10 protein-coding genes and 1 pseudogene are annotated in these 15228 nt (G+C 40.2%); 9 read left to right on the forward strand and 2 right to left on the reverse strand.

Translation table 11 applies throughout. The features are described 5' to 3' along the window. The first annotated feature begins 697 nt into the window (after positions 1-697). The 8 genes and pseudogenes from B3317_RS11800 (at position 698) to B3317_RS11835 (ending at position 7880) form a co-directional block, all read left to right on the forward strand. Positions 698-1318 (forward strand): TetR/AcrR family transcriptional regulator, encoded by a 621-nt coding sequence (locus B3317_RS11800; protein ID WP_291111708.1) that lies wholly within the window; start codon positions 698-700, stop codon positions 1316-1318. Positions 1319-1329: 11 nt separating this feature from the next. After that, positions 1330-2589, forward strand: a complete 1260-nt coding sequence (locus B3317_RS11805; protein WP_291111710.1) for a TolC family protein — start codon at positions 1330-1332, stop codon at positions 2587-2589. A 4-nt stretch (positions 2590-2593) separates the two neighbouring features. After that, complete coding sequence (locus B3317_RS11810) at positions 2594-3493, forward strand: HlyD family secretion protein (RefSeq protein ID WP_291111712.1); 900 nt, start codon at positions 2594-2596, stop codon at positions 3491-3493. 212 nt (positions 3494-3705) lie between these two features. Next, positions 3706-3909, forward strand: coding sequence for a winged helix-turn-helix domain-containing protein (locus B3317_RS11815; protein ID WP_291111714.1), 204 nt, complete (start codon positions 3706-3708; stop codon positions 3907-3909). Next, positions 3906-4817 (forward strand): ABC transporter ATP-binding protein, encoded by a 912-nt coding sequence (locus B3317_RS11820; protein ID WP_291111716.1) that lies wholly within the window; start codon positions 3906-3908, stop codon positions 4815-4817. Before B3317_RS11815 ends, B3317_RS11820 begins: the two co-directional genes overlap by 4 nt. Before the next feature lie 14 nt (positions 4818-4831). Continuing rightward, positions 4832-5560 (forward strand): annotated as a pseudogene (locus tag B3317_RS11825) (ABC transporter ATP-binding protein); the annotation flags it as partial. A gap of 15 nt (positions 5561-5575) precedes the next feature. Next, the gene (locus tag B3317_RS11830) at positions 5576-6682 is read left to right on the forward strand and encodes an ABC transporter permease (protein WP_291111720.1); all 1107 of its coding nucleotides are present in this window, start codon (positions 5576-5578) and stop codon (positions 6680-6682) included. Between the two features lie 85 nt (positions 6683-6767). Then, positions 6768-7880, forward strand: a complete 1113-nt coding sequence (locus B3317_RS11835) for an ABC transporter permease (protein ID WP_291111721.1) — start codon at positions 6768-6770, stop codon at positions 7878-7880. A gap of 73 nt (positions 7881-7953) precedes the next feature. Here B3317_RS11835 and B3317_RS11840 read toward each other — a convergent pair whose 3' ends face one another. Continuing rightward, positions 7954-9822, reverse strand: a complete 1869-nt coding sequence (locus B3317_RS11840) for a DUF349 domain-containing protein (RefSeq protein WP_414647497.1) — start codon at positions 9820-9822, stop codon at positions 7954-7956. Between the two features lie 351 nt (positions 9823-10173). Then, the gene (locus B3317_RS11845) at positions 10174-13773 is read right to left on the reverse strand and encodes a tetratricopeptide repeat protein (protein ID WP_291111725.1); all 3600 of its coding nucleotides are present in this window, start codon (positions 13771-13773) and stop codon (positions 10174-10176) included. A 284-nt stretch (positions 13774-14057) separates the two neighbouring features. On the opposite strand from B3317_RS11845, the gene B3317_RS11850 reads away from it, so the two are divergent. Beyond that, the gene (locus tag B3317_RS11850) at positions 14058-15218 is read left to right on the forward strand and encodes an ABC transporter ATP-binding protein (protein ID WP_291111727.1); all 1161 of its coding nucleotides are present in this window, start codon (positions 14058-14060) and stop codon (positions 15216-15218) included. Positions 15219-15228 lie beyond the last annotated feature (10 nt).

A 15228-nucleotide genomic window follows, 5' to 3' on the forward strand; every position in this document is an offset into this window, starting at 1 on the left:
TAACAATTTGTATCTCGTACCTCGTCTACTCGTACCTCTTTACTTACTACTTAAAACTCATTACTTGTCAAAAAGTAACAAAGGTAACAGCTTTTTCAGCTTTTAGCTGATAGCTATTAGCCGTTAGCCGAAGCTATCGCACAAGAGACTTTACAGTTATCAGTCAACGACTCGTAAGATATAAAAACTTTGCGTCTCTGCGTCTTTGCGTGAAACAAAATAAAGTATCTTGTAACCCGTAACTGTTAAAAGGTAACACTCGTTTCAGTCAACAGTCATCAGTCAACAGTCATCAGTCAACAGTCATCAGTTAACAATATACTCTCGCAAAGACGCAAAAGGTAACAAAGGTAACACTATTTACAGTGAACAGTTAGCAGTCATCAGTTAACAACTTGTATCTCGTATCTTGTATCTTGTATCTTGTCTACTCGTATCTCATATAACTTTCAACTTACTACTTATCCCAATACTTCAAAGAGCTATCGGCTAACAGCTAAAGGCTACCAACTCCAACTATATAGATAAAATTTTTCTCACGAATCACCCTCTATAAAGCATTATTTGCCGGAAGACACAGAAAAGATAGTTATCATTAGTCAGAATAATTAAAAATATTTTTTTAAATAATTATTTAATCATTTGATTAAATTGAAAATTCAATATACATTTGCATCATAACAATAATAATTTACTTATGGAAAAAGATATATCGACAGAAGAAAAAATAAAGGAAGCTGCCCGCAAAGTATTTCAGGAAAAGGGATACGGACAAGCTCGCACACGTGACATAGCTGACGAAGCCGGTATAAACCTGGCATTACTCAATTATTATTTCCGCAGCAAAGAGAAACTCTTTGATATAATAATGGAGGAAAGCATGCAGCAAATGTTCGGATTGATAGTTGGTGTTGTCAATGATGAAAGTACCGGGCTATCCAAAAAAATTGATTTAATTGTAAATCGCTACATGGATTCTCTTTTAGAGAACCCGAACCTGCCATTATTTGTATTAAGTGAGATACAGGCCAATCCAAAGAAACTAATGGAAAAGATCGGAATTTCCGAGAATCTCATAAAAAACAACTATCTCTATAAGCAGATGCAGGAACAGATGGATAAAAAAGGAATAGAAAGAATAGTTCCTCTTCAAATCTTTATTAACATCGTTTCAATGACAGTGTTCCCTATTGTAGGCAAGCCTTTATTGATAAGCATACATAGCCCAATGACAGAAGATGACTATAACAATTTCATCAATGACCGTCGCAAGCTAATTCCACAATGGATAAAAATGATGTTGAAAATAGACGAATAACCGCTGGAATTATGAAAAAATACCTGTTACTTTTTTTGTTTTCAATCCCATTCCCGGCTTTCTCCCAGGCAACTCTCCAGCTTGAGGTTTGTCATCAGAAAGCAAAAGCGAATTATCCGCTTATCAGACGGTACGAGCTGATAGAAAAATCGAAAGAGTATAATCTATCGAATGCAGGGAAGGGATATCTGCCCCAGTTCTCTTTGTCGGCAAAAGCATCTTATCAGTCGGAAGTGACCAAAATACCAATTTCTGTTCCGGGGATAGACATCAAAGGGCTAAGTAAAGATCAGTATTCGGCAACGATAGATATTACCCAGACTATCTGGGACGGAGGAGTAATCGGCTCAAAAAAAAATATAACCAATGCAAATGCCGATGTGGAGAAAAAGCAATTGGATGTAGACCTCTATACAATAAACGACAGGGTCAATCAATTGTATTTCGGCATTTTATTACTCGATGCCAAACTGACGCAAAATGACCTGTTGCAGGAAGAATTGCTGCGTAATTACAATCTGATTTCGAGCTATATTCAAAATGGAGTAGCCAATCAGGCCGATCTGGATGCTATTAAAGTAGAGCAGTTGAAAACCGCACAAAACAAAACGCAATTGCTATCTAACAGAAGATCTTATCTGGACATGCTCGCCTTGTTAATAGGTGAGAGTCTGGATAAAAGTACGATATTGCAAAAGCCGGAAAGGGAAGACCTCATAAATTCATCACAAGTAAATCGCCCCGAACTGGAACTTTTCGACGCACAGCTCAACAGTCTTGAAATACAAAAAAAATCAATCAAAACAGGCTATATGCCAAAGCTGGGTTTATTCCTCACGGGTGGTTATGGAAAACCGGGATTGAATATGCTGGATAATGATTTCTCACCTTATTATATCGGGGGAGTCCGTTTGTCATGGAACTTTGGGAGCCTTTACACTCAAAAAAACGATAAAAAGCTGATAGAGATTAATCAGGATAATCTACTTACACAGCGTGAGACTTTTCTTTTCAATACAAGCTTGGAAACCACTCAGGAACAACAGGAGATAGAAAAGAACCGGGATTTATTGAAGTATGATGATGAAATAATCTCGCTCCGCAACAATGTAAAACGGGCAGCAGAGGCAAAAGTTGCTAACGGAACACTGACTGTAACCGACCTGATGCGCGAAATAAACAATGAAGATCTGGCTAAGCAGGACAAAATACAACACGAAATAGAACTGCTATTATCTATATATAATCTGAAATATACAACAAATAACTAGTTATATGAATACAATAAAAAATATACTTTTCTTGTGTTTTGCTATCCTTTTATCAGCTTGTGATAGGGGTAAGGGCGATTATGATGCATCGGGCGTATTTGAAACAACCGAGGTAATTGTCTCCGCCGAAGCGAACGGAAAGATAATGCAATTTGATATTGAAGAAGGTCAACTCCTCGATGCAGGAAGGGAAATAGGTTATATAGATACCGTACAGCTATATCTGAAAAAGATGCAGCTACAAGCGAATATGAAATCGGTGAAAACCCGCTATACCGATGTCCCGCGCCAGATAGCAGCCACAAAGCAACAAATAGCTACCCAGAGAAATGAACTCAAACGTTTCGAGAATCTGGTAAAGTCCAATGCGGCCAATCAGAAGCAAGTAGATGACATCAATGCTCAGATACTGGTATTGGAAAGGCAGCTGGCTGCACAAACCGAGACATTGGAAAACTCTAACAGAGGAGTATCCGAAGAAAGTACAGGGCTGGACATACAGGTTGCCCAATTGAACGACCAATTGCAAAAATCGATTATTACAAGCCCGATAAGAGGAACCGTACTATCTAAATATGCGGAACAGGGAGAACTGGCAACTCAGGGCAGGGCACTATTCAAGATTGCCGATATGGATAATATGTTTCTACGGGCGTATATTACTTCCGGTCAGCTTACCGAAGTAAAAATAGGACAACAGGTCAGGGTTTTTGCCGACTTCGGAGAAAAAGATATAAAAGAGTATGCAGGCACGATTACATGGATATCCGATAAATCGGAATTCACTCCGAAAACTATTCAGACCCGGGACGAACGCGCCAATCTGGTCTATGCGGTAAAAATAGCTGTAAAGAACGATGGCTACCTCAAAAAAGGAATGTATGGAGAGTTGAAACTGAACTAAAATCAGTATAATCTTGAGATCCTGAATTGGCATATAAAGATACCGGTTTCATCGGGAAATAGTATCTGTTTATCGATTTATTATTGCCTGTAAACTATAGCGGACATATTTTTATATCGGAAACTAATAAAATGTATTCTTACGAAAAGAAGCTTTAAAGATAAGCATCCGTCTAAAAGAAGAAGTTGTGGAATCTTGAAATTTTATTGCATATGTTGAATAATCTTATTGGTGCTGATGCCCGATTGGTATGTCAGTTACTCTGCGAAAGGGGTATGATGACGATTGATGATATAGAAAAAATAACAGGTTACAGGCAGATGTATGTATATCTCACCCTCGGCTGGCTTTCGAGGGAGAATAAGATTCATTATCTGGAGAAGAATGATAATCTGTATGTAGAGTTGAACAAATGAAAGCTATCTCTGTACAAAATATAAATAAAAAGTACCGTGATATTCAGGCCTTGAACAATATCAGTTTCGATGTGGAGCAAGGCGAGATATACGGTATTATCGGTCCCGACGGAGCCGGAAAGACAAGTCTTTTCCGTATCCTTACCTCTTTACTCCTGGCTGATAGCGGTACAGCTATAGTCGACGGACTCGATGTAGTCAGCGATTATAAGGAGATACGCACCCGTATCGGTTACATGCCGGGCAGGTTCTCACTTTATCAGGATTTGACAGTAGAAGAGAATCTCGAATTCTTTGCGACCGTATTCAATACGACCATTCAGGAAAACTATTATCTGATAAAAGATATTTACCAGCAGATAGAACCGTTCAAAAACAGGAGGGCCGGCAAGCTATCGGGAGGAATGAAACAAAAACTGGCACTAAGTTGTGCTCTGATACATAAACCCGCCATATTATTCCTTGATGAACCGACAACAGGAGTAGATCCGGTTTCTCGAAAGGAATTCTGGGAGATGCTCAGAAAGCTGAAAGGACAGAATATCACCATTCTTGTATCTACTCCTTATATGGACGAAGCTACGCTTTGCGACCGTATTGCACTTATTCAGCATGGCAGATTTTTGCAGGTAGATACACCACAAAATATTATAGACCGGTTTTCCGAACCGTTATGGTCGGTAAAGAGTAATCAGATGTATCGGTTGTTAAAAGATTTACGGCAATACGATAAGGTGAAGACCTGCTTCACATTTGGAGAAACACATCATATCACGGTCAACAATAATCTGACCGTAGCCGAACTGAAAGCCTTTCTTGCCGATAAGCAACATAAGGATATAGAAATTCATACCATTCAGGCAACTATCGAAGATTGTTACATGCAATTGGCTCAAAATAACGAATAATGGCAGAAAAAGTTATACAGACGAAAAATCTCACAAAGAAATTCGGCAATTTCACGGCCGTAGATAATATTTCTTTCAGTGTAGACAGAGGTGAAGTATTCGGCTTTCTGGGTGCAAACGGTGCAGGGAAAACAACCGCTATGCGCATGCTCTGCGGACTAAGCTACCCAACCTCGGGAAAAGGCATGGTTGCAGGATTCGATATTGCCCGACAACAGGAAGACGTAAAGAGAAATATAGGCTATATGAGCCAGAAATTCTCATTATACGAAGACCTGAAGGTATGGGAAAATATGCGCCTGTTTGGAGGAATATATGGAATGAGAGACAAAGAGATATCAACCAAAACGGATGAAATACTGACCGAACTGGGTTTTATAAATGAACGTAATACGCTCGTAAAAGAATTACCTCTCGGCTGGAAACAGAAGCTGGCTTTTTCCGTCTCTATCTTTCACGAACCCAAAGTCGTTTTTCTCGATGAACCTACCGGAGGTGTCGATCCTGCTACCCGCCGTCAGTTTTGGGAACTGATATATCAGGCTTCGGACAGGGGTATCACCGTATTTGTAACTACTCATTATATGGATGAAGCCGAATATTGCCGCAGGGTATCTATTATGGTCGATGGCAGGATAGAAGCTTTGGATACTCCTGCCAATCTTCGTCATCAGTTCAATGCGGATAGCATGGACGGAGTATTTCAGCAGTTGGCCAGGAAAGCACAAAGGGGAGATAACTAATAACTTTCAACTATTATGAAACAATTCATAAGCTTCGTAAAAAAAGAATTCTTCCACATATTTCGCGACAGGCGTACTATGCTTATCCTGCTTGGTATGCCTATAGTGCAGATTATACTTTTCGGGTTTGCAATCACAACAGAAGTGAAGAATACGCAGATTGCCATATTCGACCTCTCGAAAGATATTTCTACACAGCGCATCACGGAGCAATTACAGGCCAGCGAATATTTTACTGTTACAGAAGTACTAAATAGTCCCGATGATATAGACAGAGTATTCAAAGAGGGGAAAGTTAATCTGGTAGTCGTATTCGGAGAGAATTTCAGCGATAACCTGCTTCACACCGGGGAAGCATCTGTACAACTTATAACCGATGCCACCGATCCGAATCAAGCAAGTATGCTGTCCGGCTACGCAACCAGTATTGTCACCTCCTATCAACAGGAACTAATGCAGGAGTATAAAGTTCCGTTTCAGATTATACCCGAGATAAGAATGCTATACAACCCCCAGCTTAAAAGTGCCTATAACTTCGTTCCCGGAGTAATGGGACTTATACTAATGCTGATATGCGCCATGATGACATCCATAGCCATTGTTCGCGAAAAGGAACTGGGAACTATGGAAGTACTATTAGCATCGCCAATTAAGCCGATATACATCATTCTCGCAAAGATGGTTCCATATTTCACCCTGTCCTTTGTCAACCTGTCTACGATACTCCTTTTATCGGTCTTTGTATTGCAGGTACCTGTCGCAGGCAGCCTGTTCTGGCTGACAATCGTTTCCATCCTGTTCATTATGGTCGCATTGGCTTTAGGCTTGCTCGTTTCCACCATTGTAGACACTCAGGTCGCCGCTATGCTCGTTTCAGGTATGGGATTCATGATGCCGGTGATGCTACTTTCGGGAATGATATTTCCCATAGAAAGTATGCCTGCGGTTCTTCAATGGTTTTCTGATATCATACCGGCAAAATGGTATGTATCATCTGTAAGAAAGCTTATGATAGAGGGAGTCGATGTCGTCTTTGTATTAAAGGAGATGATAATACTATTGGTTATGGCAATATTCCTGATAGTGATAAGTTTAAAGAAGTTCAAAACAAGGCTCACTTAATAAGCTGTTAGCTTATAGCCGTTAGCTGTTAGAAAATACAGAAAAAAGGTTATAGGCTAATGGCTGGCAGCTAAAAACTAACAATATGATAAAATTTCTTATCGAAAAAGAATTTAAACAGATTCTGAGAAACAGATTCCTTCCGAAATTGATAATGGTTTGGCCTGTAATGATGATGCTTGTTATGCCATGGGCTGCGAATCAGGAGATAAAAGACATCAGTCTGAGTATTGTCGACAATGACCATAGTTCTTATTCGGGGCGTCTTGTAAATAAAATAACATCTTCCGGCTATTTTATTCTGACTGATGTCTCTGCCTCGAATAATAAGGCCTTGGAAAGTATAGAATCCGGTAAAGCGGATATTATACTGGAAATACAACCTGAATTTGAAAGAAATCTCGTAAGGGACGGAATCGCCAACGTAATGATTTCGGCCAATGCCGTGAATGGCGTCAAAGGAGGGCTGAGTTCGTCCTATATGACTACTATTCTCAGCGATTTCGGAAATGAAATACGTGGAGAATGGACGAAAACAAGTGCAAAGACTATTCTGCCTGTTATCAATATAGTACCTCAGAATAAATTTAATCCGCATCTGGATTACAAAGTATTTATGGTACCGGCCTTAATGGTAATGTTGCTCACCTTACTTGGAGGATTCCTCCCTGCCCTGAACATAGTTGGAGAAAAAGAGGCCGGAACTATCGAGCAGATGAATGTCACACCCGTAAACAAATTTACCTTTATCCTGGCTAAACTAATCCCATACTGGATTATCGGAGTCTTTGTGCTGACGGTTTGCTTCCTGCTTTCCGCTTTTGTATATGGGCTGACTCCTTCGGGCAGCCTTCTCACTATCGGGCTTTTTGCAGGGGTTTACACGCTCGTTGTGTCGGGGTTGGGACTGGTAATATCAAACTATTCGAACACAACGCAACAGGCTATGTTTGTTATGTTCTTTTTCCTGATTATATTGATTCTGATGAGTGGTATGTTTACTCCGATAAACAGCATGCCGGAGTGGGCAAAAATCATTACCAGGGCTAATCCTTTGAGATATTTTATAGAAGTCATGCGAATGGTATTTCTCAAAGGGAGCGCATTGGCAGATATGACAAAACATATGGTTGTGCTCATCGGATTTGCGCTGTTCTTTAATATATGGGCAGTTATAAGCTATAAGAAGACGAATTGAATACATATTATAAAAATAAGAAAGGATATCTTGCTTAAAATATCCTTTCTTCGTGTTCTATATAAGAAATTATCTATTTTTCTAACTCATTCAGGCTTTCATCAATGGCCTCTATCTTCTTCACAAGTAAATCCATTTCATTTTTCAGATTCTCTATCTTATGAGTTATGTCTTTCAAAAGGCCTCCGCCACCTTTCGACGAAACAGAAAGGAAGTTCATATTATTCTCGTAAGTCTGAAGATCTGTTTTCACCTTGTTATATTGATGCATCAGATGATCCCTTTCTTTATATAATACCCGCTTTGGATTATCCTGCTTCGACATATCCTTCATATTCGATTTGAAGGCCTCGAAACGGCGTTCTGTCTTATCCACTTTCAAGCGGTCGTAATGGGCATCCACAGCCTGATGGAATTCTTTATAAATCCTATCTTTTTCTTTAAACGGAACAAAACCTATTTTATGGAATTCATCAGCTAAAGCACGCACCTGAGCGATTGCATCCGAAGCTTCCAAAGATTGGTCTATATTATTTATCTTCTCTATAATTTCTTTCTTTGCTGCAAGATTTTCAAGTTCTTCGCCTTTTTGTGAAGATTCGTTCTTCTTTTTCTGCTCGAAGAAATAATCACATGCTGTAACAAATTCTTTCCAGATAGCATCCGAATATTTACGGGGCACCGGACCAATAGTCTTCCATTCTTTCTGAATAGAAATCAGTTTGTCGGCCGTAGACTTCCATTCAGTACTGTCTTTCAGCATTTTTGCCTGTTCGCACAAAGAGCGTTTTTTCTCAAGATTGATATCCATCTCATCTCTAACCCCTCTGAAAAATTCACTTTTTCTTTCGAAGAAAGTATCACACAGCGCCCTGAACTCCTCAAAGATCTGTGTATTTACTTTTTTAGGTACGAAACCTATGGTTTTCCATTTCGCCTGCAACTCAATTACTTCCTTACTCTTTTCATCCCAATCTTTGAACGAATTAAGCGTAGAATAATCTATTGCCTTGAGTGTTTCGCAAATTGCAGTCTTTTCTGCCAGATTCTCCTCTTCTTTTCCTTTCAAAGATTCGAAATGTGTCTGGTATTTTTTATTTATAGCCGTGGATGCATCTTTGAAACGTGTCCAAGTATCTTCTCTGAGTTCTCTGGCTACAGGACCTATCTCACGCCATTGTTGATGGAAATTCTGAAGCTGATGGAATGCCGAGACTGCATCCGCATCATCCATCAGTTTTTCTACAGCCTCAATTATAGACGTTTTCAGTTCCAGATTTTTCTTGAAGTCATAATCGCGGAACTCGTTGTTTATCTTTATCAGGTCATAGAATTTTTCCGTATAAATCTGATATGATTTCCACAGTTCCTTTACTTTAGCCTGAGGAACCAACGCTATATCGTTCCACTGTTGCTGCAGATCTTTGAACTCTTTATATAACTTATTAAAGTCATCTGAACTTTCTGTCAGATTCTTAATCGAATCTATTATCTGAAGTTTTTTATTATAGTTTTCTTCCTTAAGTCTTTCTTCGGCAATGGCATTGCTTGCCCGTTTTTCTTTTATTTCATTTAAGAAAGTTTTTACCACATCCTCACTAGGGTCGGGTGTAGGCGTGAAAGTTTCAGCATCATTCCCTGCTTCGACAAATGCTGCTTTCTCCGCTTCCACACTTGCAGAACGAAGTTTATAGTATGCCTGTTTTAATGCTTCCACCTCTGCACGCGAAGGCAATTCGGATTGAGACGCCAGATTTTTTAATTTTTCTATTATCTCATCCTTTGTCAAAGATGCATGCTTTGCCACAGGAGCCTCTGTTGCCTCTGGTTGCTCTGTGTCGTCTTCCGACTCATTTTTTTCTGCTGCCGTAGTTGGCTCTTCCGGTTCTTCCGCAGTTTCAGCTTCTGCTTCAGGAGCAACATCTTCTATAGGCTCAGTAATATCCGGAGCCACAGTTTTTTCTACAGTTTCAGCATCTTTTGCCGACTCCGGTTCTTCAACTGGCTCTACATCTTCAACTGGCTCAATATTTTCAGCCGGGGATTCTTTTTCAGCAGATTCATTCTCTGCCGCTTCAACATTTGCTTCTACCGGCTTTGTTTCTTCGGCTTTGTTCTCGTCAGAAGGGTCTCCCACAGGCAATTTGGGCTCTAGGTTCTCGTTCATATAGTTAGTTTTTAATGGATGTAGGTAATACCTTATGTTTTTCGCACGGCAAATTAATCATTTTTTTTTGTCATATCAACTATTAATATAAAGTTTTTTAACTAACGTAGCTAAAATAGGGTATTATCATCGATCTTTCTCCTGCTGTTTCCGTTTTTCTTCGGCTTGCCTTTCCTTTTCTTTACGTTCTGCTTCACGAGCTTTTTCTTTTTCATCACGCTCTTTTTCACGTTGACGGAGACGTTCTTTCTGTATGCGCTCTTTCTCCCTTCGCTCTTCTTCACGGGCTTTCTCTTTTTCTTTTCGCTCTCTTTCCTGTTGCCGCTGCCGTTCTTCCTGCTGACGAATACGTTCTTTACGCTCGTTCTCTTTCTGCCTGCGTTCGTCCTCTCTGGCCTTAATTACCGCACGTTCAGCATCTTTCTTCTGCTGCTGTTCCAGTTGTATTTGTTGCTGACGTTGTTTTTCCACAGCTTTTATAGAATCCTGAGTTGCCTTTTCAGCTTTGGCAATGGCATCGGCTTTGGCCTTCTCTACTTTGTTGATAGAATCCTGTCGGGTCTTTTCGATTGCTTTCAGTTCTTTCTGACGTTGCTGCTCCTGACGTTGCTGCTCTTTCAGTTCCGCTTTTTCTTCTTTAGTCAGGCTTTCCCTGTTTTTATATTTATTAAACAGATTCTTAATGCCATCCACCGGATTATTTACAATATCTTCTACAGATTCTATTACGTCATTTACTTTTCCGGCTTTCTCCAATTGTTCTTTAGTAAGCAGATCGTCTGCATTTATTTGCTTATCATTTACAGGTTTTTCGGGCTGTTTGGCAACTTCATCATCCTTCTTTATTTCAACAGGCGGAATTTCTTTTTCTGTTTCCGGTCGAATAACATCATCCTCAGGCTGTTCGGGCAACTCCGGCAATGTTACATCCGGACCATCGGTAGCCGGTTGTACTGTCAGGCTGTCAATTATTCCTTTATTATTCCAGTAGGCGACTAACTGAGGCAATTGTTTTTCGTAATGTTCAGCAAAGAAAGTCATATATTGCTCCAATCCCAGACGAGGTAGCATACCGGTATAATTATCTACCGAAATAGGCAGTACCAGAATAGACGTATCCACCTTATGCATCAAACCGTCATCGCCAAAGGCTTTATTCATATACGACCTGATATTGGCAAACGATTCGAATCCCTTTATTTGCAGAATATCGTATGGAGGCTCGGTGTCGAAGTTCAGGTCGAATGTTTGGATCACATAATTGGAGAAATTATAGTCAGCTACCTGATAAAGCAATTCATTCCTGTCTATAGTATTCGATTTATACATTAATAAGAGTAAATACTCTGTATCCAGACTGTCACTATATGCTAAAATCTTTCCGTTTTTGTCCACCATAGTACTATCTCCCAGGTAAGCCTTACTCCAGTCAAATTCCGTAATAGGTGTACCATCTGATAATATAATCCGGCCTTCTTTTATTCTTTCCAGAATTTCTGTAGCCAGTGGAGTAACGTCCGCTTTCGGATACTTTTGTACTACTTCGGCCAGATTATCACCCAATGCTTTTATATCGCGGGTCTGGGCATAAGACAGCGCATTCAGGAAAGCAAATTTGGGCATCATATCCGTAAATGGATATTTGGCTTTCATCGCCTGATAATTATCCCTTACAATCTGTACATCGGCCCTTTGATAAGCTGTGTAGGCTTCATTATACAACGAATCCTGCAATAGTGGCATATGTCTGAAATTCCACTCAAAATCAGGTTCGGACAACGGTGTGGCATATTGCCCCTGAGGAAATTCGGTCAGTAATTTATTTCTGTAAACAGCCAGCATATTCTGATCGCCGAGCTGCATATAAATTAGTAACAACTGATAATATATTTCTTCCAGATTAGGAGTAGTAGGAAAACGACTTATATCGGTATTAAAAGTCTCTATAGCCAGTGGCATGTCTTCAAGCTTGTCTTTATAAATTTTTCCCATGTTGAACAGGGCATTCTCGATCAGTTCGTTAGCTTCCTTTACAGCCTCCCCGGTAAACGGTAATTGTTGTAGATAGTATTCTACAGAATATTTGTCTTCTATAGCGCCCTTCTCTCCTGAACCTGGTATATTTCCCGGTTCCGAGCCTGTCTTACCTACACTTACAGAGTCTGATTGGCTTATTTCATCCAGCTTATCCAGAGGAGATATACCCGATTTACTCCGTCTACGCCAGTTATCTTCCAGCTTGCGGTTTCCCCATTGCCTTTGAAAAGCCACTTTTCCCTGGGATACAGTTTGCTCGTTATAGAAATAGAATTGAGGTTCCGCCCCCGGCTGACCTGCCGCTCCCGGCTGGAATGTCTGATTTTGCGGAATATTACGGGATAAACTTGTTTCCAATTGGTCCCAACTGGTAATCCGGCTCTCTTGTTCTTCTACCCGCCTCTGCCTTTCCTCTTTTTGCAGGCGCTCTTCTTCCTCTTTTTTTAGTTCGTCTATCTTTTTATGAATAATTTCCAGACGTTGTTCTTCAGGGAGACTCGCTAAATACAGCAAACTATCTTGTTCGTAGACAACTATGGCATGTACAACTAACTCGTCCAGAACTTCGGAACGAAAGGAAACACGCGGATAATTCGCATCTGATTTCTTTAACTGCGGTAAAGCTTCGGAATAGCAAGGCTGGGCCGGAATAAAATCCCTCCTGTTGAAATAAATATCTCCCAGCGATACCTGTGCCATAGCTTTATCGTATCCGTTACGGACACTTTCTTTTATCGCGGTGCGGTAATTTTCTATTGCTTTAGCTGTATCTTGCTCTTGCAAGTATATGTTTCCGATGGTATTGTATACCTGATCTTTATAATCCTTATTCTTCGAACTTTTAGCCATACCTCTAAGGGAAGAAATCACATCGGATGGCTTCCTGGACGTATCGAGTTGCAATTCCTGCAATTTGGCATTAAATGTAAACTTATAAGGAGTATTCATCCCGTATACATTAGAGAAAGCCTTAGCGGCAGCGGTTTTATCTCCCGTTTCGATATATAATTGTCCAAGCAGATATTTTAAGCGGAGCTTTTGATTCTTATCCTTTTCTTTCTTTATAGCATATTCAAGATGAGGAATAGCTTCCGCGTATTCTTTATTTCTTACCAGATAATTTGCTTTTACAGCCGAATACAATGCTTTCTGGCTTTCGGGAGCACCTCCCGCAATTTCCATCTTATGCAATATATTGCCGGCCTCGTACATCCATCCCATCTCGGTGTACGCTCTGCTGATCCACAATTGGCATTCGGCTACAATATCGGGATCAGAACTGTATATCTTTGTGATATACATGAAAGTAGTTATCGCCCGCAGGTAATTGGCTTCATAAAATTCGGCCTTAGCCAGCAAAAGCCATACCTGATCCATAAAAGGGGTATATTCTTTTTGCTGAAGCCATGCCTGATATTTTTCATCATTCCTGCGTTTAGGGTCACGGCGGGGTTTTGCTTTTATTGAGTGCAACTTTATAGCCTTCGTCGTTTTGTCTATCGTAGTTGTAAAACTTCCGCCGGGAGCCTGCATGGTAGCAGAGTCCGAATTGTCGGGGAAAATATAGAGCATCTGGGAAAAGTTATCTTCCTGACCCTGACTTCTGGTCTTCAGGGTTTCTTTATACGCTTCATTCGCATTGAAATGGATATTGTAACGGGTATTTACCGAATGGTAAAAGCGTGTCAATGTAGTGTTCTTCTGGTTAGAACACGATACAAAAAAGAATACTAACAGTACACTTAGTCCAAAGCATAGTGTACATACCGTTTTATTTTGTGACACGTATAGTTCGACGGCTGATTGTTACATATAATAAAACACAAAAATAAGCAATTTATTGTTTGGTCTGCACTTTTCAGTAAACAGTAAATAGTCAGCAGGAAACATCTTGTATCCCGTAACTTGTAACTATTTATGGAAAAATAGATATATTTGCCTCTAAATCACAAAACAACCAATATATAGCGGACATGACAATATTCCGGAATCAATTTGAAGAAATCAAAAAGCTCATTGACTTTGAAGACTTCGCCTTACTTACCAAGCGGATCATAGATCTTACTCTGGATACCGAAAATATCAGTTTCTATAAAAAAATACTGGACTTCCTCGACTGGCTCGACCAGAATACAGATAAGACAGAGGAAAAGAAAAAACGTTTTTCATTCATCCTGAACGAACTATATCAGGAACTGGCGGATAAACCGGAAGCTGATACAGACAAACATTTGCTTTCGACATACAATCTTATCAAATCCTATAAAAACTCTTCTTTTGCCCTTGGCCCGGTTTCCTTCGATATAAAAGCAGGAGAAATTATCGGCCTTGTCGGAGAAAACGGAAACGGTAAGACAACGCTGCTGCGTTCTTTATGTGGAGAACTTCAACCGACAAGCGGGGAAATAAAGTATCTTTTTTCACATGCAAACGGCTATGATCTACGTTCGAAGCTGATTTATATTCCCCAACGGACAACCTCATGGCAAGGTTCGTTATTGTCCAATCTGCGTTTTACGGCTACATCATACGGCATTACAGGTGAAGCAAACATTCTCACGGTTGAATTAATCGTGGCACGTATGGGATTACGCAAATACCGCACTTACAAATGGAAGAATCTTTCTTCCGGCTATAAAATGCGTTTCGAACTGGCCCGTGCATTATTACGGAAACCAAAGCTGCTGCTGATAGACGAGCCTTTGGCCAATCTGGATATATTGGCACAACAAATTGTACTCGACGATTTCCGCGATATAGCACGTTCCCCTTTCCGCCCGTTAGGTATCGTCCTCAGTTCGCAACAATTATACGAGGTGGAAAAAGCTTCTGACAGGGTTATTTTTCTTAAAAACGGCACACCTCAAAATCTCGATCAGGACACGGATATAACATATGCCGAGACCCCTAAACTTATTATAGAGTTCGAATCGGACTGGAAGCAGGAACAATTATATGCCGCATTTTCCGCTATCGGTATAGAAAGGCTCCAGATAAACGGAGGAACATATGTCGCCAGTTTCCCGGCCTCGGTTACGCAGAACGAATTTCTCAGACTGATACTCGAACAACAGTTGCCACTTACATACTTCCGCAATATCTCCAACTCGACACGTAGATTCTTCCTCTCTTAAAAAAATATCA

Source organism: Dysgonomonas sp. UBA7710 (assembly GCF_002482385.1).
GTDB lineage: Bacteria > Bacteroidota > Bacteroidia > Bacteroidales > Dysgonomonadaceae > Dysgonomonas.

Coding starts and splice junctions, on each gene's coding strand:
- B3317_RS11835 (WP_291111721.1), top strand. CDS start 6,768: ATGATAAAATTTCTTATCGAAAAAGAATTTAAACAGATTCTGAGAAAC.
- B3317_RS11810 (WP_291111712.1), top strand. CDS start 2,594: ATGAATACAATAAAAAATATACTTTTCTTGTGTTTTGCTATCCTTTTA.
- B3317_RS11815 (WP_291111714.1), top strand. CDS start 3,706: ATGTTGAATAATCTTATTGGTGCTGATGCCCGATTGGTATGTCAGTTA.
- B3317_RS11800 (WP_291111708.1), top strand. CDS start 698: ATGGAAAAAGATATATCGACAGAAGAAAAAATAAAGGAAGCTGCCCGC.
- B3317_RS11805 (WP_291111710.1), top strand. CDS start 1,330: ATGAAAAAATACCTGTTACTTTTTTTGTTTTCAATCCCATTCCCGGCT.
- B3317_RS11820 (WP_291111716.1), top strand. CDS start 3,906: ATGAAAGCTATCTCTGTACAAAATATAAATAAAAAGTACCGTGATATT.
- B3317_RS11830 (WP_291111720.1), top strand. CDS start 5,576: ATGAAACAATTCATAAGCTTCGTAAAAAAAGAATTCTTCCACATATTT.
- B3317_RS11850 (WP_291111727.1), top strand. CDS start 14,058: ATGACAATATTCCGGAATCAATTTGAAGAAATCAAAAAGCTCATTGAC.